Origin of the sequence: Streptomyces sp. NPDC020965, from assembly GCF_044333555.1 — a bacterium.
Taxonomy (GTDB): Bacteria; Actinomycetota; Actinomycetes; order Streptomycetales; family Streptomycetaceae; genus Streptomyces.
Map to the genome: position 1 here is coordinate 1 of NZ_JBIRRE010000002.1, position 16,293 is coordinate 16,293.

Annotated in this window: 19 protein-coding genes and 1 pseudogene; 10 read left to right on the forward strand and 10 right to left on the reverse strand. The window is 69.3% G+C overall.

Features of this window, described 5'->3' with window-relative positions:
* Positions 1–146: 146 nt before the first annotated feature.
* From ACH4S7_RS06865 to ACH4S7_RS06890, 6 genes and pseudogenes are all read right to left on the reverse strand, one after another.
* A pseudogene (locus ACH4S7_RS06865) lies at positions 147–311 on the reverse strand (transposase); the annotation flags it as partial.
* 147 nt (positions 312–458) lie between these two features.
* Positions 459–1,649, reverse strand: coding sequence for an IS110 family transposase (locus ACH4S7_RS06870; RefSeq protein WP_398520062.1), 1,191 nt, complete (start codon positions 1,647–1,649; stop codon positions 459–461).
* 237 nt (positions 1,650–1,886) lie between these two features.
* Positions 1,887–2,135: a hypothetical protein gene (locus tag ACH4S7_RS06875; RefSeq protein ID WP_398520063.1), complete on the reverse strand. Its 249-nt coding sequence runs from the start codon at positions 2,133–2,135 to the stop codon at positions 1,887–1,889.
* Positions 2,132–2,392, reverse strand: coding sequence for a hypothetical protein (locus ACH4S7_RS06880; protein WP_398520064.1), 261 nt, complete (start codon positions 2,390–2,392; stop codon positions 2,132–2,134). The genes ACH4S7_RS06875 and ACH4S7_RS06880 overlap by 4 nt, the downstream gene beginning before the upstream one ends.
* Before the next feature lie 115 nt (positions 2,393–2,507).
* On the reverse strand, positions 2,508–3,680 hold the full coding sequence (gene tgmC, locus ACH4S7_RS06885; protein WP_398520065.1) for an ATP-grasp peptide maturase system methyltransferase: 1,173 nt from the start codon (positions 3,678–3,680) through the stop codon (positions 2,508–2,510).
* Between the two features lie 180 nt (positions 3,681–3,860).
* Positions 3,861–4,178 carry a hypothetical protein gene (locus tag ACH4S7_RS06890; RefSeq protein WP_398520066.1) on the reverse strand — a complete coding sequence of 106 codons (318 nt, stop codon included), beginning with the start codon at positions 4,176–4,178 and terminating at the stop codon, positions 3,861–3,863.
* A 261-nt stretch (positions 4,179–4,439) separates the two neighbouring features.
* Here ACH4S7_RS06890 and ACH4S7_RS06895 point away from each other — a divergent pair, with 261 nt between their 5' ends.
* The gene (locus ACH4S7_RS06895; protein WP_398520067.1) at positions 4,440–4,856 is read left to right on the forward strand and encodes an ankyrin repeat domain-containing protein; all 417 of its coding nucleotides are present in this window, start codon (positions 4,440–4,442) and stop codon (positions 4,854–4,856) included.
* A 45-nt stretch (positions 4,857–4,901) separates the two neighbouring features.
* Here ACH4S7_RS06895 and ACH4S7_RS06900 read toward each other — a convergent pair whose 3' ends face one another.
* The 3 genes from ACH4S7_RS06900 to ACH4S7_RS06910 form a co-directional block, all read right to left on the reverse strand.
* Positions 4,902–5,459 (reverse strand): GNAT family N-acetyltransferase, encoded by a 558-nt coding sequence (locus ACH4S7_RS06900; RefSeq protein ID WP_398520068.1) that lies wholly within the window; start codon positions 5,457–5,459, stop codon positions 4,902–4,904.
* 85 nt (positions 5,460–5,544) lie between these two features.
* Complete coding sequence (locus ACH4S7_RS06905; protein WP_398520069.1) at positions 5,545–6,027, reverse strand: SAM-dependent methyltransferase; 483 nt, start codon at positions 6,025–6,027, stop codon at positions 5,545–5,547.
* A gap of 25 nt (positions 6,028–6,052) precedes the next feature.
* Positions 6,053–7,426: a hypothetical protein gene (locus ACH4S7_RS06910; RefSeq protein ID WP_398520070.1), complete on the reverse strand. Its 1,374-nt coding sequence runs from the start codon at positions 7,424–7,426 to the stop codon at positions 6,053–6,055.
* 264 nt (positions 7,427–7,690) lie between these two features.
* On the opposite strand from ACH4S7_RS06910, the gene ACH4S7_RS06915 reads away from it, so the two are divergent.
* From ACH4S7_RS06915 to ACH4S7_RS06945, 7 genes are all read left to right on the forward strand, one after another.
* Positions 7,691–8,143 carry an ATP-binding protein gene (locus ACH4S7_RS06915; protein WP_398520071.1) on the forward strand — a complete coding sequence of 151 codons (453 nt, stop codon included), beginning with the start codon at positions 7,691–7,693 and terminating at the stop codon, positions 8,141–8,143.
* A 99-nt stretch (positions 8,144–8,242) separates the two neighbouring features.
* On the forward strand, positions 8,243–9,079 hold the full coding sequence (locus ACH4S7_RS06920; protein ID WP_398520072.1) for an endonuclease/exonuclease/phosphatase family protein: 837 nt from the start codon (positions 8,243–8,245) through the stop codon (positions 9,077–9,079).
* Positions 9,076–9,498, forward strand: a complete 423-nt coding sequence (locus tag ACH4S7_RS06925) for a hypothetical protein (RefSeq protein ID WP_398520073.1) — start codon at positions 9,076–9,078, stop codon at positions 9,496–9,498. The genes ACH4S7_RS06920 and ACH4S7_RS06925 overlap by 4 nt, the downstream gene beginning before the upstream one ends.
* Positions 9,499–9,692: 194 nt before the next feature.
* Positions 9,693–10,604, forward strand: a complete 912-nt coding sequence (locus ACH4S7_RS06930; protein WP_398520074.1) for a radical SAM protein — start codon at positions 9,693–9,695, stop codon at positions 10,602–10,604.
* A 7-nt stretch (positions 10,605–10,611) separates the two neighbouring features.
* On the forward strand, positions 10,612–11,358 hold the full coding sequence (locus ACH4S7_RS06935; RefSeq protein ID WP_398520075.1) for an AAA family ATPase: 747 nt from the start codon (positions 10,612–10,614) through the stop codon (positions 11,356–11,358).
* A gap of 56 nt (positions 11,359–11,414) precedes the next feature.
* Entirely contained in the window at positions 11,415–12,209 is a 795-nt protein-coding gene (locus tag ACH4S7_RS06940) for a phosphotransferase (protein ID WP_398520076.1), read from the forward strand.
* A 173-nt stretch (positions 12,210–12,382) separates the two neighbouring features.
* Positions 12,383–13,153, forward strand: a complete 771-nt coding sequence (locus ACH4S7_RS06945; RefSeq protein ID WP_398520077.1) for a methyltransferase domain-containing protein — start codon at positions 12,383–12,385, stop codon at positions 13,151–13,153.
* 49 nt (positions 13,154–13,202) lie between these two features.
* Here the strand turns inward: ACH4S7_RS06945 and ACH4S7_RS06950 are convergent, their stop codons facing one another.
* Positions 13,203–14,084 (reverse strand): LysR substrate-binding domain-containing protein, encoded by an 882-nt coding sequence (locus tag ACH4S7_RS06950; protein WP_398520078.1) that lies wholly within the window; start codon positions 14,082–14,084, stop codon positions 13,203–13,205.
* A gap of 299 nt (positions 14,085–14,383) precedes the next feature.
* Here ACH4S7_RS06950 and ACH4S7_RS06955 point away from each other — a divergent pair, with 299 nt between their 5' ends.
* Positions 14,384–15,412 (forward strand): EamA family transporter, encoded by a 1,029-nt coding sequence (locus ACH4S7_RS06955; RefSeq protein ID WP_398520079.1) that lies wholly within the window; start codon positions 14,384–14,386, stop codon positions 15,410–15,412.
* Positions 15,413–15,490: 78 nt separating this feature from the next.
* Entirely contained in the window at positions 15,491–16,282 is a 792-nt protein-coding gene (locus ACH4S7_RS06960) for a TIGR03084 family metal-binding protein (RefSeq protein ID WP_398520080.1), read from the forward strand.
* Positions 16,283–16,293 lie beyond the last annotated feature (11 nt).

The window sequence follows — 16,293 nt, forward strand, 5'->3', positions numbered from 1 at the left end:
CGCGGGGGGGGGGGGGGGGGGGGGGGGGCGGGCGCGCCCGCGGGCCCGGGGGGGGGGGGGGGGGGGGGGGGGGGGGCGGCGCGCCCGCCCCCCCCCCCCCCCCCCCCCCCCCCCCCCCCCGCGACTGTGACCGGTCTCGGCCACCAGGTCACATCCACCGGCGTCCTCACCGGGCCGTCCGCACACAGCAACGCGTCCACGATCTCGAACAGCTCGTCCCCGCGCGCGGTCGGGCAGTCGAACAGATCGTCCCGGAAGCGTGACGCCTTCGCGAACACTTCCACGGAACCGGTATCAGACAGCAGACTCACTTCACGGCCTTCGTCTTGATCGGTGCACCTTGGTCGGAGCACATGATCAGACGAAGGCCGCCCCCACGTCCGGCGAACACCCAGGTGAGCCGGTCCGTTCGAGGCTCAATTCGACCTCAGGGCCTAAAGAACTTCCCAATGACGATGTCAAGCCGCAGCTGTGACGGTTGGTAGGACTCCATAGCACGCTCCGTCGCGGATCATGGCCCACAAGACGTTGGCTCGTCGACGGGCCAGAGCGAGCAGGGCCTGCTTGTGCCCCTTGCCCTCGTTCCGTTTGCGCCCGTAGTAGGCCTGGGAGGCGGTGCAGGTTCTCAGGCTGGCCATCGCGGAGAGGTAGAAGGCCCGGAGCAGGCCGCGGTGGTAGCGGCGTGGGCGGCGCATGTTGCCACTGACGCGGCCGGAGTCCCGTGGCACTGGTGAGAGGCCGGCGAAGGACGCCAGGCGGTCCGCGGTGCCGAAGGCGTCCAGGTCTCCGCCGGTGGCGGCGATGAACTCGGCACCGAGGAGGTTTCCCATGCCGGGCAGGCTGCGGATCACCGTAGCGTGTCGATGTTCGTTGAACCGGGCATCGATAAGCGCTTCGAGTTCGGCGATCTCGACATCGAGGGCCTGCACGCCCTTGGCGATGCGGGCAACCATGGCCGCCGCAAGGGTCTCTCCCGGCAGTGCGGTGTGCTGGGACCTGGCCGCCTCGACAGCTGCTGCGGCGAGCGCGGGGGCGTTCTTCACCTTGCGGTTCTTCAGCCAGGTTCCGATTCGTGTGCTTCCGCTGCGGCGGATCGCGGCCGGCGTCTGGTACCCGGTCAGCAGCATGACCGGACCCTTCTTGCTCAGGTTCAGTGCCCTCTCCAACGCCGGAAAGAATTCCAGTAGTTGAGCGCGCAGCCTGTTGGTCTGACGCGTCCGGTCGTTGACCAAGTCGAGGCGGCGGGCGGTCAGGATGCGCAGGTCGACGGCTATCTCGTCGCCGGGCCGCAGGTGACCAAGGTCTTGGCGCATGCGCGCCTGGTCGGCGATGACGAACGCGTCCTTCTCGTCCGTCTTGCCCTGGCCACGGTAGGCAGCCGACGCTTGGTGCACGGCCAGGCCGGTGATGTAGACCATCGGCTGCTCGTGGCTGAGCAGGAGGCCGATGAGCAGGGCGGCACCGCCGTGGTTGATGTCCACCGCCCACAGTGCGTCCTCAGAGATCGCGAGTACGTCCGCGATGAGTTCCAGCAGGGCCGGTTCGTCGTTGAAGACTCGGCGTGAGAGAAGGCGGTCGCCTCGCTCGTCGACCACCACGCAGTGGTGGTGTTCCTTGCCGATGTCTACTCCGGCCCAGATCTGGGGCACGGTCACCTCCGCCAGCTCGTCGTCACATATCGATCCCGCAGACGACCTCGCCGACGTTGTCCTACTCAGCGATCGAGTCGCGTATCCCAATTAGCGGTCGAGTCGTCGCGGGGTTCCGGGCGGCCAAGTTCTTTGAGCCATCCAACGGCGACAAGCTCACAGCCATACCCGGAACCCCTGGGTCCGCTGATCATACGAAGGACCAGCTCAGACCCACGCTTGGAAGGTAGGACAAGCTCAGAACGGGGTCTGGATCCGCACCGTGGTGATGCGCAGCGCCTGCGCGGCGACGTAGTAGACGATGAAGCACCCGGCCACGGTGGCGTCGCGCCGGTCGCGCTCCCCGTGGATCGGCGTCGAGCCGACCGCGTACGGATCGTCGGCGAGCTTCGCCATCGCGCCGTCGAACCGCTGCCGTAAAGCGGCGGGCATCGCATTGCGCGCCTGCGCCGCCTCGGCCGCGTAGGCCACCGCGTAGCGGCTCACGGCCGCACCGGCTTGCCGTCACTGTCGACTATCCCCGTGTAGTCCCCGGCCTCCAGCCGCGCGAACAACTCGCCGTCGGCACCCCGCGCGTGCGGCGGCAGGGCCCACCGGGCGGCGACCCGCGGCAGATCCTCCAACGGCGCCTCGCTGATCGCGGCCTCGAACAAAGGCAACTCCTCGGCCGACAGGGCACCACGGATCTCGGCGAGCGTGCTCGGTAGGGTCACCCACTCGCCCTCGATGACGGTACGCAGCACGCTGGCTCCCCTCTTGGCGCTGGGGTCACGGTACCGCCGTGGGGCGGGGAACGCCGTTGCGCCTACGTGCCCTTGACGGCGAGGGCAGCGGGGCCAGCCGGTCCGGGCGGGGGCGTCAGACGACGCGGTGCTCCCAGCGCAGGGCCGGATCGTCGCCGATCCGGTAGGTGTGCGCGGTGGCGGTGATCTCCAGGTCCACGGCATCGATGGGGGGCTGCCCGGCCCGCTGCCAGGCGGCGATGGCCGTCTCGACGGCGTCCCAGAGCGACACCGGACCGCCTTGGCGGACCAGCCAGCCGCCGCCGTCCCACGTGATCTCGGCGAACGACTCACGCGCGATGTCGATCAGGTGCACCGTCTCCTGTCCGTCGGCTTCCCGCGCGGTGACGTGTTCGGTGCCGGGCGCGGCGAGCTGGGCCAGAAACGAAGGCATCCACCCGTCGAGTACCCCGGGAGCGATCCGGGCGGGCCGCTCGGTATCGGCGTAGGCGGTACGGTCCGCCAAGTCTCCGAAATGACGCCTCGGCGCCTGCGAACGCGCGTGCATGAAGCATGACTGCCCGATGATCCGGCCCTCGGCCGTGCCACGGTCGGTCACGGTGACCCTGGCCAGGCCGGTGCCGTACGACCAGGATCCGACGGTGGCCAGGATGACGCCGCCCGGCGCGGTCTGCCGGATCCAGGTATGGGGGATGCGGCGGACCGCGCAGGCGGCGATGATCCGGTCGTACGGTGCGCGGTGTGGATGGCCGAGCAACCCGTCACCGAGCACGGTCCAGGTCGAGTAACCCGCCTTCTCCAGCGCGGCGTCGGCGCGGACGGCCACCTCGGGGTCCACCTCGACCGTGGTGACGCTCTCCTCGCCGAGCCGGTGGCACAGCAGGGCGGTCGAGTACCCGGAGCCCGTGCCGATCTCCAGGACGGAGTGACCCGCCTCGATGCCGAGGGCCTCGATCATGGAGATCACCAGGGAGGGCATGGTGGAGGAAGAGGTGGCGATCCCTCGTAGGGGATCCGTGGTCCGGTCGACTGTCAGACGGTCGTCGAGCTGGGTGACCAGGGACTGGTCGGTGTGGACGAGGGCGACCCACTCCGTCGGGTCGGCGCCGAGGGTGGGAACCGGGTGCCAGTACCCGGCCTCGTCGGGAAGGAAGACTCCGTGCTGGAGAAAGAGCTCACGCGGTACGGCTTCCACAGCGGCCCGCCACTCGGGGCTGCGCAGGTCGCCGCTGGCGGCCAACCGGTCGGCGAGCAGGCGGCGCTCCGTGACGGTGTCGCTCTCGGTCATGTCGTTCCTTACGAGAGAAGCGTGAGGGTGGGCATGTGTGGGTGGCTCAGGTACTGCCCCTCGGCGTCGACCCGCAGGCGGAAGGTCTCGGGCGCGGGGCGACCGGCGACGTCATAGGCGTCGAGGACGGCCTCGACCCGGTCCCAGAGCCGTTGCGGACCGCTCTGCCGTACCTGCCATTCATCGCCGTACGGGGTGGTCCCAGTCGGGCTCAGCGCCGTCGAGCTGGGTGACCAGAGTGATGTTCGAGTAGACCGCGGCCAGCCAGCGCCGGTGATCGATCCGCGCGGTGATCGGCTCCCACCAGGTCATCCCGAGGGGCGAAGGCTGCTCGGCGGGCAGATAGAACCCGGGAGTGAACCAGTGCCGGGGTACGGTCTCGACCGCCTTGCGCCAACGGGGATCACCGAGGTGTCCGGAGTCGGCGAGGGCTCGGACCAGCTCGGCGCGGAGGAGTTGGGCGTCGGCGTCGGTGGTGTTCTGGTGGGGTGTGGTCATGGGTGTCGTCTCTCCAGAGCACACGGCCTGGGCCCCAACGAGCTCCGGTCCGACTCAGACTGTGGAGCGGAGCGTCAGACAGCTCTCTCGGGCGTCAGCCCAGCTCCGAACTCCCGTCACGGTAGGGCACGGTCCAGGGCCGAAGCAGGAGTTGTTGATGGCGCTCGGACGCGAACGGGGGTGTACACACGGCGGAACGCACCCGGTGTACAGGGCAGCCATAGTCATCAGACCATCCGACTGATCGTTAAGGTCTCGGTCATGAACAACAGACGGCGCAAGAAGCTCTCCCGACGGATGGTCGATGCGGCGACATTCGGGCGGCTCGGCCAGGTAGGCGCCCTCCTGCGGGCCGGCGCGGACCCCGCCTGGACCGACGCCGAGGGCACGACACCTCTCTACGCGGCCTCCGTCCAGGGCGCGGCGCCGGTGGTCCGCCTCCTTCTGCGGGCCGGTGCCTCCCCCGATACCGAGAGCGGATACGGCACGGAAGGCACGCCGTTGTGCGGAGCGGCCTGCTGGGGCCATGGGGAGGCCGTGCGCGAACTCCTCGCACACGGCGCCGACCCTGATCTCCGCGAGGACCACGGCACCGGTAATTCGCCGCTCGACTGGGCGGTGGCGGGAGGCCATGACGAGGTCGAGCGACTGCTGTTGGAGGCGGGGGCGCGGCGGTAGTGCCTGGCAGGCACCTGGGGGCGGGCTTGGGCCCTCGCCGTGCCTTCACCGGCCCTGTCGCACAGGGCGCATCATCGATGCGAACACGGGTGAGTCGGGGAACGGCTGCTGATCACCGATCTTCCGGTATCCCCAGGCCTCGTAGACGGCTTGTACCGCTCCACCGCCCGCTGCGGGGTTCACCAGCAGAGTCACCCGTTCCTCATTCCGCTGCGAGAGCCACGCCTGATGAAGTTGCCAGGCGACTCCGCTACCGCGCCAGGGTTTCCGTACGACGATCTCGTTGAGGGCCACGGTCCGCCTGCCGTCCTCGCGTACGAAGTCCTCGGCCTGGGGCTCGGTCATGGCGGACCACCATTTGGTGTTGCCGGCGAGAGGGACACCGAAGCAGAAGCCGACGGGTTCGCCGTCTTCGTGGCCGATGACCGCAGTCCAACCCGGCCGGGACGCGTACGCCGTCAGCCGCTCGTCGAAGCGTTCCACGGCATAGAACGGCCCGGTCAGTCCGAAGTCCCGGTGCCGTACCTCCGCATGGATATCGAGGATCGTGCGGCGGATGGCGGGGAGGTGATCGGCGGTGGCCTGGTTGATCTCGACCGTCACGGGAGTCGTCCTTCTCGCTCGGTGTAGCGGGCGGTCCATTCGGAAGCGACCTGAGTCCCGCAGGCGCAGGCTGGCACCGGGACTGCTACCGCTGCTCAGGTTCAGCCCAGTAGTTCGGGAGCATCTCGTCCACCCATGTCGGTACATGGACTTCTCCTCGGGGTCCCATGGTCGGGAACCAGGGTGCGAGGTCGAGTACGGGGGTGCCGTCGACCGCGTCGAGGTCGGTGACGTGCAGATCATGGCCGTCGATGCGTAGGAGCCGGGGGTGGGAAACCGCGAGTTGGTTGGGCCGCCGGTGGTTGCGGTGGACGAAGGTGCCGGTCGCGGGCCACCGGGGGTTGTTGCGGGGGCTTCGTGCTTGGAGGGCCACGTCGTTGGGCGAGGCGAGATGGAAGTGCCAGGTGACTTCGAGGTGCGAGAATGTGCCGAGGCCCTGAAGTGTCTCGGCGGGATACTCGGGATTGAGTCTGATGATGGCGGTGACACCGCCCTGGTAGTCGTCGGCGGGCTCGGTGTGGCCTCCCACGACTCTCGCGACAGGACGTAACCCGAAGACCTCGGACATGGAGCTCTCCTTTGGTGTCGTGCGGTCAGGCGTGATGGTGGAGGAATTCGGCCGCACGGTCGTCCAGGTCCGAGGCGGACCGTACGCCCCGGGCGCGGAAGCGGGCGAGGTCGCTGCGCATGTTCGTGACGGCCTTTCGTGTCCGTATCGACTGGACTCCTTCCATGTGGTCCATGGCCCGGTTCCACAAGGCACACGCCTGCTCGATGGCACCGCGTTTGAGCTGCATCTCGGCGCCGGCCACCAGATCGAGGGAGACGATTCGTGCGTAGGTGCCCGAGGGACGGGACGTAGCGGCTCTCGCGTACTGTTCGGCGGCGGTCCGGTGATCGCCCAGGGTCTCGTGGACCTTCGCCGTCCGTGAGTACACCGAGGCCGCGGGCGGCCCCCAGGCCAGGGCCCAGAACGGCACCTCGTCCTTCTGGTCCGCGGTGAGCAGGGCATGTGCCCGTTTGACCTCGGTGAGCGCTGCCGGGCGCTGCTCGGACTTGGCCAGAGTGTGCGCGTGGACGATGCGGAAGAGGGCTTCCGTCTGGGCGTCGACCTTTCCCTTGGCCCGGTTCAGGCCGGTCTCGGCCAGGCCCTGGCAGTGCTCGGGTCGGTGGAGTTTGAGCCCCTGCATCGCCATCGTCCGCATCACGAATCCGTCGTGTCCGGTGACGCCGGACTCGACGGCGAGCGCGTAGGACTGCAGGTAGTAGCGCTGCGCCAAGCCCTGCTGTCCGGCGTCGTAACTCTTCCAGCCGAGCAGGTGCACTCCGCGACTGGCGGCGGAGAGCATCTGGCGGCGGATCTCGTCGGTACGGAACCGGGCCCGGCACAAGGGGGCCACGTCGTCGCGGAGGTACTGCACGAGGGCGCTGCGGCCGTGCCGCCCACCATGGCGTTCGTCCATCTCGGAGAAGGCGTGGACCATGTCCCGGACCGCAGCGACCTCCGCCATTCCCACGGTGTGCCCGGTACGGACGGCTGCTGTGCGGTCGGCGATTTCGTTGATGTGGGTGAGCGGGAGAGCGGCTGCCGCGACCGAGTAGGCGGAAGTCGTCAGCAGTCGGCGGCGGTCCAACTCGTACTTCCACATCGGAAGCAGCACGTCGATCGGATCGGCCCCGAGGGAAAGGCCGATGCTGTCTTCATCCGTGTCTTCGGTCGGCAGGCCGAGATCTTCCGGGGTCAGCAGTCGGCCGAGCACGCGGGACAGTGCCACGGCGAGATAGCGACCGGTTGCGCCTGCGGGACGGGCGCCGGAGATCCAGTGCTCAACGGTGGACTTGTTGGTCCTGAGAGCTACACCGCACTCGGCTGCGACTGTGCGGACTGCCTTGGCGAGGGCCGCGTACGTGAGGCCGGACTCGGCGACCAGTTCCCGCAGGGTGGTGTTCGGAGCGCGTGTGGTCATGAAGCACCTGCCCGTATACCCGATATACCGCTTGGCCCGCCGGACACCGTACCGCCCCCACGGGGTTCCGTAGTTATCTGGTCACAGGCCGGAGTCGCCGAGAGTGCCCAGCTTGGCCGTCCTTCGATCACGTCCATTCGGTTAATGGCGTGCGGTCGAAGTCATGCCCACAGCAGAGGAGTTCTCGTGCTCGGCATCCCCTACGGATGGACTGACGGAGACATCACCATGTCACCCAGAACGGTCAGTCTTATGAAGAAGCTCATGAGTTCGATCGGAATCGTGCCCTCTGAGATTGCTGAGCCCGTGACCGGCTTCAGCGTGAGCTTCACCCGTGCGACCGCGCCCGGTGAGCCGCTGTCCGAGCGGGATCGGCTGAGGCCGTCCGAGGCGCGGGCGCGGGGGCGGAAGTGTCTCCGTGGCTGGGGGCTCGACGGGCTCGGGGACTCCGTCGAGTTGCTGCTCAGCGAGCTGGTGACCAATGGCTTCCGGCACGGTCGCGGCCCGGTCGTCGTGTCGATACTGCGCGCTGATGACGCGATCCGGATCGAGGTCGTCAGTGGTGGTGGCGCCCAGGTGCCGTGTGTGCGGGAGGCGGGGGTGTCGGAGGAGAGCGGGCGGGGGTTGTGGCTGGTCGATGCCGTCGCCGACGCGTGGGGTGTGACCGCAGACGGGAGCTGCACCTGGTGCCTGCTCGCCGTCTCCCGCCCTGCATAGGCCCCGGGTCAACAACCGACAACTTGGAGGGTGTTCATGTATCAGTCGACGCTGCTTGAAGAACTTAAGAGCCACGCAGTTGGAACGGGTTTACGGGCCGTGACCTGGAACCTGTACGGGGGTGGCGTGGACGACGACGGATCGGAGCGGCGGTTACGGGCCCAGGCCGGAATCCTGGCCCGGCTCGCCCCCGACGTACTCGCGTTGCAGGAGTGCACCGGGTGGGACGAACGGGAGGAGCGGCGGCTGTGGTGGGTCGCCGATGTTCTGGGGATGGTGCCCGTGCGGCTGGCGCCCTCGTATGTCGGGGACGGGCGTAACTTCACCACCCTGCTCTACCGGCCCTCCGCGCTCCGCCTCGTCGGCCGCCGCACCCTCGGCACCCAGGCGTTCCACCACGCGCTGATCCGGGCCCGGCTGCGCCCCGCGACCGCGGCCGGTGACGACGACAGCGCCGATGTTCTGGTCTTCGCGACGCACCTCGCCCACACCGACGGCGAGACTCGTCTCCGTGAGGCCCGCTGGCTCACCGACTACGCGGGAACCTTCCACGGGACACCGTCCCGGGCGCTGCTCATGGGGGATCTGAACTGTTCCGGGGTCTACGACGACGACCCCCGCGACTGGTCCCTGATTCCCCGCAACCTCCACTCCCGCTACCGCACGGTGGACGCGGCGGGCGGGTTCGGGGGAATGGACCGGCGCGCGGTGCGAGTGCTGGTCAACTCCGGCTGGGTCGATCCGCAGAGCGTCACCGGGGAGTCGAGGGCGGCGACCGTGGGGTACGCGTACGCCAATGAGCCCGTACCGCTGCGGCTGGACCACATCCTCACCCGGGGGCTGGCCGTCGCCGCCTACTGCACCCACGACACGGCCGAAGCACGCGCACTCTCCGACCACCTGCCGGTGGTACTCGACATCACGGACCCGTCATGACCACCAAGCCGCGCGGGTGTACACACACCGCCAACCTGCCACTCCAGCTCGTGCTGTACGCGTTGGAGATCACCCCGGACGAGCAGGGAAGCCCCCTGGACGTGAGCACCCGGCTGCGGTGTTCGCTGGAGCGGCACACCACCGGGCCCCACGTCGACCTCGTACGGGAACTCGACGACGCCACCCACGGCGAGATCTGGGCCCGCTGGGAAGACGACCACACCCCCGACGCCGTCGCCATCCTCCCGGACTGCCCCACCCACAACGGCCAACCGGCAGGGAGGAATGAAGGCTGCGAACTCTTCGAAGGGCACTCGGGCGGCCACAGCTACCAATTCACCAGGTCCGAGAACGACGACGAGCCACCGACTGACGGGGCCGGGGGGAGTTCGGTCGACCGGGGCGCCCGGCCTGCCTAGGGAGACACGTCATAGGGCGGCAGAGGTCACGCCGGGACCGACGCGCCGTCCACTACGGTGCCTTGGCCCGCACGGCAGGGCGCTGCGAAGCTCGATTGTCGGACATGTGTTCGATCGATAGGTAAGGGTGGCGACGGAATGTCGGGGGTATCGCCTCGGATGGGCCGGTTGCCTCACTCGCTCAGGAGGTTGGAATGCAGCAACTCACCTTTGCCTGGCTGGAGATCACCGGGAAGTGTCAGCTGTTCTGTGAGCACTGTTACGCCGATTCCGGACCCCAAGGCTCCCACGGGTTAATGGAGTCTGACGACTGGCGGCGCGTGATCGAACAGCTCGCCGCCAGGGGTGTCACGATGGTCCAATTTATCGGTGGCGAGCCGATGCTTCATCCCGACCTTTCGGGGTTGGTCACGTATGCCCTGGACCGGGGCCTGCGGGTGGAGGTGTTCTCTAACCTGGTACATGTCCCCGCGGCCCTCTGGCCGGTGCTGGAACGGGAGGCGGTCTCGCTGGCGACGAGCTACTACTCGGACGACCCGGCCGAGCACGCTGCCGTCACCGGCCGGTTGAGTTACGCCCGTACCCGCGCAAACGTCGCGGAAGCAGTCCGTCGCGGGATACGCCTCCGTGCCGGGGTCATTGATGTTCGGGAGGGCCAGCGGGTCTCCGCCGCCCAGCGGGAGCTGGAGATGCTCGGCGTTCGGGAGATTGGAACGGACCGGCTCCGCCGGGTCGGCAGGGGAGTACGTGCGAGCACCCCTGACACATCCCAGCTCTGTGGCCACTGCGCTTCCGGGGTGATCGCGATCTCTCCGGACGGTTCGGTATGGCCCTGCGTCTTCTCCCGGTGGCTGCCTGTCGGGAACGTCCGAGATGCGGCACTGGCCGATATCCTGTCCAGCCCCGAGGCTCAGCGGGTGCGGGAGGAACTGATGGCAGACTTTGCCGCCCGTGAGGTGACCGCGGAGGGAGGCAAGCCGAAGCCGCCTCCACCCTGTGACCCGAAGTGCGGGCCGGCCTGTGGACCGGCTTGCAACCCCTCCTGTTGGCCGACGGGAGCAGGCCCCTGTACGCCGAAGGGGGGCTGCCAGCCGAACTACGACTAGGAGCAGCGTGTTCGTCAACCGGGTCTATGTACCGGAAGGGCTGGTACCCGACCGCGCTGAGCGAGGCCAGTGGCCCTTCACCGTGCCTGCCGTCACTCAGCTTCTTGACGAGGATCTTGTCTTTGCCCGGCCGGTGACGTTCCTGGTCGGCGACAACGGCTCGGGCAAATCCACCCTTGTCGAGGCCATTGCCGAGAGCTTCAAGCTGGACGCCTACGGCGGGCGCCTGGCCCGCGTCCACGGCCGACCCGATCCGACCAAGACGTCGCTTGGAGAAGTCCTCCGCGCGGACACCACTCGGGCAGGGGCGAGGATGCTCTCGGGCCCACGGAAAAGCAAAAAGGGCTTCTTCCTCCGGGCCGAAACTGCGTTCGATATGACTGAAAAACTCGGCGGCGTACCGGGCTACTGGGAGGAGGACACCAGCGCCATGAGCCACGGCGAAGGCTTTCTCACCATGTTCCGAGCCATGTTCGCCGTGCCTGGTTTCTACGTCATGGACGAACCCGAAGCCGCCCTCTCGTTCACCTCGTGCCTCCAGCTCGTTGGCCTCATGCATCAACTCGGAGAGAGCGGAGCGCAGGTCGTCTGCGCCACCCACTCGCCCATCCTGGCCAGCACCCCCGGTGCGGACATCATTGAAACCGGACCCGACGGATTTCACCGTACGAAGTGGGAGGACCTGGAACTGGTCGACCACTGGCGCCGGTACATGAGCGCCCCGACCGCCTACCTGCGCCACATCGTCCCGTGACCACCAGCCCTGGCCCGGACGGAGTCGCCGAGGCTGATCGCCGCTTCCGTCTCTGGATGCGCCAGAACCTCGACCGTGCCGCTGGCCACTTCGCTCTCGTCGTGACTGGAGAACCCGTTTTCGGCTGGCGTGACCGTTCGATTAGCGCTCCAGCCGACAGCAGGGAGGGACGCCGATGGCTCCGGGTTGTCTCCGAGCAAACCGAGTGGGCGCACGGGCACGGATGGACAGGGAACACCACAGCCAACGGATTGACCGGTGTTCCCAAGCCCCGTGTGCTCGGCGTCCATGAGTGGTCAGAGGGCGAATGGCGGCGACAGCGTGCCGAAGTCATGACATTCATGCCCGGGACACCCTGCTCGCCCACTGACACACCACCGCCACAGCTCGACCTACCCGAGAGCTGGTGGGAGGGCCTTCAGCAAACCCTGCGAAATCTGGCGGCGGCACCCACCGACCGGGTCAGCACTGACCAGATCAAGGTCGACCGCCGCGTGCGCGCCGCCTTCGGTGAGACCGCCGATGTCCGAATCCAGCGGTGGGAAACTGTCCACGGCGACCTCCACTGGGCCAACCTCATGAACCCCCTGGCCATCATCGACTGGGAACTCTGGGGTCAGGGGCCTGTTGGCATCGACCCGGCCACGCTCTACTGCTACAGCCTCACCGAACCCGACCTTGCCCAGAAGGTCCGAGGCTGCTTCCCGGTCCTCGATACCCCCGATGGATACCGCGCCCAGCTCTACGCCGCCGCTCGCCTCCTCCATCGAGCCACGCTCGGCGACCACCCTCACCTTGCCGTACCACTCAGGAACTACGCGCATCGGCTGCTGCGGAGCGCCTCCGGGTAGACCCCCGGGATGTGAAAGCCGGTCCGTCGGGGCGGGTTTAGGGCCGTGACCTGGAGCCGTACGGCGGTGGCGTGAGGGCTTCCGTTGAGCGAATCCGCCGTCTCACTGCGCGCAAGCCTCCGGGCTCCTATGCTCGCGTCGAGGCTGGAAACCGACCTGGGGGGTCATGCCGGATGAGGGCGGTAGACAGGGGAGCTTCGGTGGTGAAGGCGGGGGCCAAGCGGCTTCTGGGGCGGGTGGGGTTCGACATCGTGCGCAGCACCAACAACCGGGGTGGTGTTGACGACTTCATCCCGTTCGAGCCGACGATGCGGGCCGCCCGGGCGGCCGGTCTGTCGGTCGGGGACTATCTCGACGGGGTCATGAACGGCACGCCCGGCGCCACCCAGTCCACCATCGACGAACTGCGCGCTCTCGGCGTCTTCGCCGCCGCCCCGGACACCGTGCTGGAGATCGGCCCCGGGTCCGGGCGGTATCTGGAGAAGACGCTGAAGGAGTGTTCACCGGGCCGCTACGAGATCTACGAGACGGCGGAGCCCTGGGCCGACTACCTGGTGGAAACCTTCAAGGTGGTCGCCCGGCCGACCGCGGGGTGCAGTCTCGCCCCCACGCCCGACGGCAGTGTCGATCTGGTCCAGGCCCATAAGGTCTTCAACACCGTGACCTTCCTCTGTGCCGCCCGCTACTTCTTCGAGATGGCACGGGTCACGCGGCCCGGTGGTCGGATCGTCTTCGACGTCATGACCGAGACCTGCCTGGATCCGGCCACGGTACGGGCCTGGGCGACGCGGGGCGGCGAGGGGCACGGTTCCTACCCGGCCGCCATGCCGCGCGGGATGTGCGTGGACCTCTTCGCGTCCCTCGGCTGCGGCCTGGAGAGCAGCTTCCTGGCGCCCATGGGCGTCGCCTCCACGGAGGTGCTCGTCTTCGTGAAGGAGGCTTGAGGCTCACAAGGGGGACCTCCTCAGGCGGGACCCTCAGTAGGGGGCCTCCTCAGGCGGGACCTTCACCGGGGGCGGGCGGCGCGGCGCAGACCTCGCGGGCCAGGGCCGCCAGCGCGGGCAGTGCCGGATGGCCGCCGCCCGCCCGCCAGGCCAGCAGTACCGGGACCGGGGGCGCGTCCGGCAGCGGGCGGTAGGTGACCCCGGGGTGCGGGTGCATCCGCGCGGTCGAGGCGACCGAGACGCCCGCTCCCCGGCCCGCGGCGATGGCGGCCAGCCAGTCGTCCGTGTTGGTCACCGTGAGGCTCGACCCGGGGCGGGCTCCCGCCGGCCACAGGTCCAGGGTGGTGACCCCGGAGACCGGGTTCACCAGCACCGGGCCGGAGGTCAGGTCCGCCAGGGTCAGGCTCGGCCGGGCCGCCAGCGGGCCGTCGGAGGTGACCGCCGCCACCCGGGGCTCCAGGAAGAGGGGCTCGGTCACCAGCCCGGGTGTGGTCGCCGGTCCCCGGAGCACCGCCGCGTCCACCTCGCCCCGCGCCAGTCCCGCCGTACGGTCGTCGATCCGGAGCAGTTCCAACGGGGTCTCCGGGTGCTCCCGGGCCCAGCGGCGCAGCAGCGGTGTCGTGTACGGGCCGAGTGCCGCCCAGGCGTGGCCCAGCCGGAGCGGCCAGTGGCGGAGCCGTCCCGCGTCCAGTGCCTCGTCGAAGGCCGCGACCGCCGCCGTGGCCTTGTCGCGGAAGACCCTGCCCTCCGCCGTCAGGGCCAGCCGGTGGGTCGTACGGTCCACCAGCCGGGTCCCGAGGTGTTTCTCCAGCGCCGCGAGGGAGCGCGACACGGCGGGCTGGGTGAGGTGCAGCCGGGCCGCCGCCCTGGTCACGCTGGATTCTTCCGCGATGGCCAGGAAGCAGCGCAGATGACGCAGCTCAATGCTCATGCGTCCGGAGCATAACCGCAGACCAGTCGGCATTTCACAGCAGACACGACAAGCCTTAGCGTGGGGTGTGGCCTGGGCGCGGGGATACGCCACCCGCCGCGAAGAAGCCCAGCAGCGGCTGACGCGGGCCCGGCGCCTGAGCCTGGTGCCCGGACCCGGAGCAGGGCGCCCGAGCCCCGATCCCGCCGCGCCGGGAGAATTCGGTAAGCGGGCGGAGTCCGGCTCGCGAAGCAGCAAGCCAGCCAGCAAGCCGGCCAGGAAGTCAGCACGTCAGCACGTCAGAAAGCCAGGAGGCATCGGTGGACGAGGTCCGGACCGCATCCATACCCGTACCGGCGGCACCCGGACCCCTTCCGGCGGCATCCGTACCGGCCGGTCCCGACCCCGGCGCCGGGGATTCGCTCCGTGGCCGGCTCGGGCCCGTCGGGCTGGTCGTCGCCGGGGCGCTCTCCGTCCAGTTCGGCGCGTCCGTCGCCGTCCTGCTGATGCCCCGCGCCGGCGCCTTCGGCGTCGTCACCCTGCGGCTCGTACTCGCCGCCCTCGTCCTGCTGATCATCTGCCGCCCGAAGCTGCGCGGGCACTCCCGCGCCGACTGGGGCACCGTCGTCGCCTTCGGCGCCGCCATGGCCGCGATGAACATCCTCTTCTACCAGGCCGTGGACCGTATCCCGCTCGGCGCCGCCGTCACCCTGGAGGTGCTCGGCCCGCTGGCCCTTTCGGTGATCGTCTCGCGGCGGCTGGTCAATCTGGTCTGGGCCGGTCTCGCGCTCGTCGGCGTCGTCCTGCTGAGCGGTGGCGGCTTCGACCGGCTCGACCCCGTCGGCGCCCTCTACGCGCTCGCGGCCGGTGTCATGTGGGCCGCGTACATCGTCTTCAGCGCCCGTACCGGCCGCCGATTCCCCCAGGCCGACGGGCTCGCGCTGGCGATGGTGGTGGCCGCCCTGCTGAGTCTGCCGCTGGGGCTCGCCGAGTCCGCGTCCAAGCTGATCGAACCGTCGATTCTCGGCCTCGGTCTCGCCGTCGCGCTGATGTCCTCGGTCCTCCCGTACACCCTGGAACTACTGGCGCTGCGGCGGCTTCCCTCGTCCACCTTCGCGGTGCTGATGAGCCTGGAGCCGGCGGTCGCGGCGGCGGCCGGATTCCTGGTGCTCAGCCAGGCCCTCTCGGTCACCGACGCGCTCGCCATCGCCTGTGTCATCGCCGCGAGCGTCGGCGCCGTACGGACCCAGATCGCCGGCGCGCGGACACCCCGGCCGGGTAGGGGGAAGGCGGCCGGACCCGGTGGGAGGAGAGTGGCCGGACCCGGTGGGGAGAAAGACGGAAGGTAAAGCAAGCACCGTTGCTTGTTTCTTGTCGCGCTGCCATGCTCCGGGGCACACAACGCCGTGTCCCCGAGGGAGCGCACCGTGTCCGATCCCACCGCCGTACTCGACGATCTGCGCGACGACAGCGATGAACTCGACCGGCTCGTAGCGGAACTCACCCCCGCCGACTGGGCGCGTGACACCCCCGCCCCCGGCTGGACCATCGCCCACCAGATCGCCCATCTCGCCTGGACCGACACCGCCACCCTGCTCGCCGTCACCGACCCCGCCGCCTTCGCCGTCGAGACCGAGAAGGCGTTCGCCGCGCCCCACTCCTTTGTGGACGAGGGCGCGGCGGCGGGGGCCGAGCGGCCACCCGGCGCACTGCTCGAAGACTGGCGCGAAGGCCGCGAACAGCTCCAGAAGTTACTGCGCGCGGCCCCGCCGGACCAACGTTTCCCCTGGTACGGGCCGCCCATGAGCGCCATGTCGCTGGCCACCGCGCGGCTCATGGAGACCTGGGCGCACGGCCAGGACATCGCCGACGCGCTCGGAGTCGTACGGCCCGTCACCGCGCGGCTGCGGCATATCGCTCATATCGGGGTCCGCGCCCGGGACTACGCCTTCGGCATCCACGCGCTCACCCCGCCCGCCGCCCCCTTCCGGGTCGAGCTGACCGCGCCGGACGGGTCGCTGTGGACGTACGGGCCCGAGGACGCCGAACAGCGCGTCACCGGCCCCGCCGTCGACTTCTGCCTGCTGGTCACCCAGCGCGCCCACCGCGCCGATCTCGCCGTCCGCGCCGAAGGGCCGGACGCCGACCGCTGGCTCTCCATCGCCCAGGCGTTCGCCGGACCCGCCGGCGCCGGCCGCCCGGCCCGGGGAGCGCGATGACAGAGCCCGCG

What these genes read in the sequence shown, in the direction of transcription:
- tgmC (WP_398520065.1), bottom strand. Translation starts at nt 3,680, where the DNA reads ATGACCGAGAGCGACACCGTCACGGAGCGCCGCCTGCTCGCCGACCGG.
- ACH4S7_RS06890 (WP_398520066.1), bottom strand. Translation starts at nt 4,178, where the DNA reads ATGACCACACCCCACCAGAACACCACCGACGCCGACGCCCAACTCCTC.
- ACH4S7_RS06895 (WP_398520067.1), top strand. Translation starts at nt 4,440, where the DNA reads ATGAACAACAGACGGCGCAAGAAGCTCTCCCGACGGATGGTCGATGCG.
- ACH4S7_RS06905 (WP_398520069.1), bottom strand. Translation starts at nt 6,027, where the DNA reads ATGTCCGAGGTCTTCGGGTTACGTCCTGTCGCGAGAGTCGTGGGAGGC.
- ACH4S7_RS06910 (WP_398520070.1), bottom strand. Translation starts at nt 7,426, where the DNA reads ATGACCACACGCGCTCCGAACACCACCCTGCGGGAACTGGTCGCCGAG.
- ACH4S7_RS06915 (WP_398520071.1), top strand. Translation starts at nt 7,691, where the DNA reads ATGAGTTCGATCGGAATCGTGCCCTCTGAGATTGCTGAGCCCGTGACC.
- ACH4S7_RS06925 (WP_398520073.1), top strand. Translation starts at nt 9,076, where the DNA reads ATGACCACCAAGCCGCGCGGGTGTACACACACCGCCAACCTGCCACTC.
- ACH4S7_RS06930 (WP_398520074.1), top strand. Translation starts at nt 9,693, where the DNA reads ATGCAGCAACTCACCTTTGCCTGGCTGGAGATCACCGGGAAGTGTCAG.
- ACH4S7_RS06940 (WP_398520076.1), top strand. Translation starts at nt 11,415, where the DNA reads ATGCGCCAGAACCTCGACCGTGCCGCTGGCCACTTCGCTCTCGTCGTG.
- ACH4S7_RS06945 (WP_398520077.1), top strand. Translation starts at nt 12,383, where the DNA reads ATGAGGGCGGTAGACAGGGGAGCTTCGGTGGTGAAGGCGGGGGCCAAG.
- ACH4S7_RS06950 (WP_398520078.1), bottom strand. Translation starts at nt 14,084, where the DNA reads ATGAGCATTGAGCTGCGTCATCTGCGCTGCTTCCTGGCCATCGCGGAA.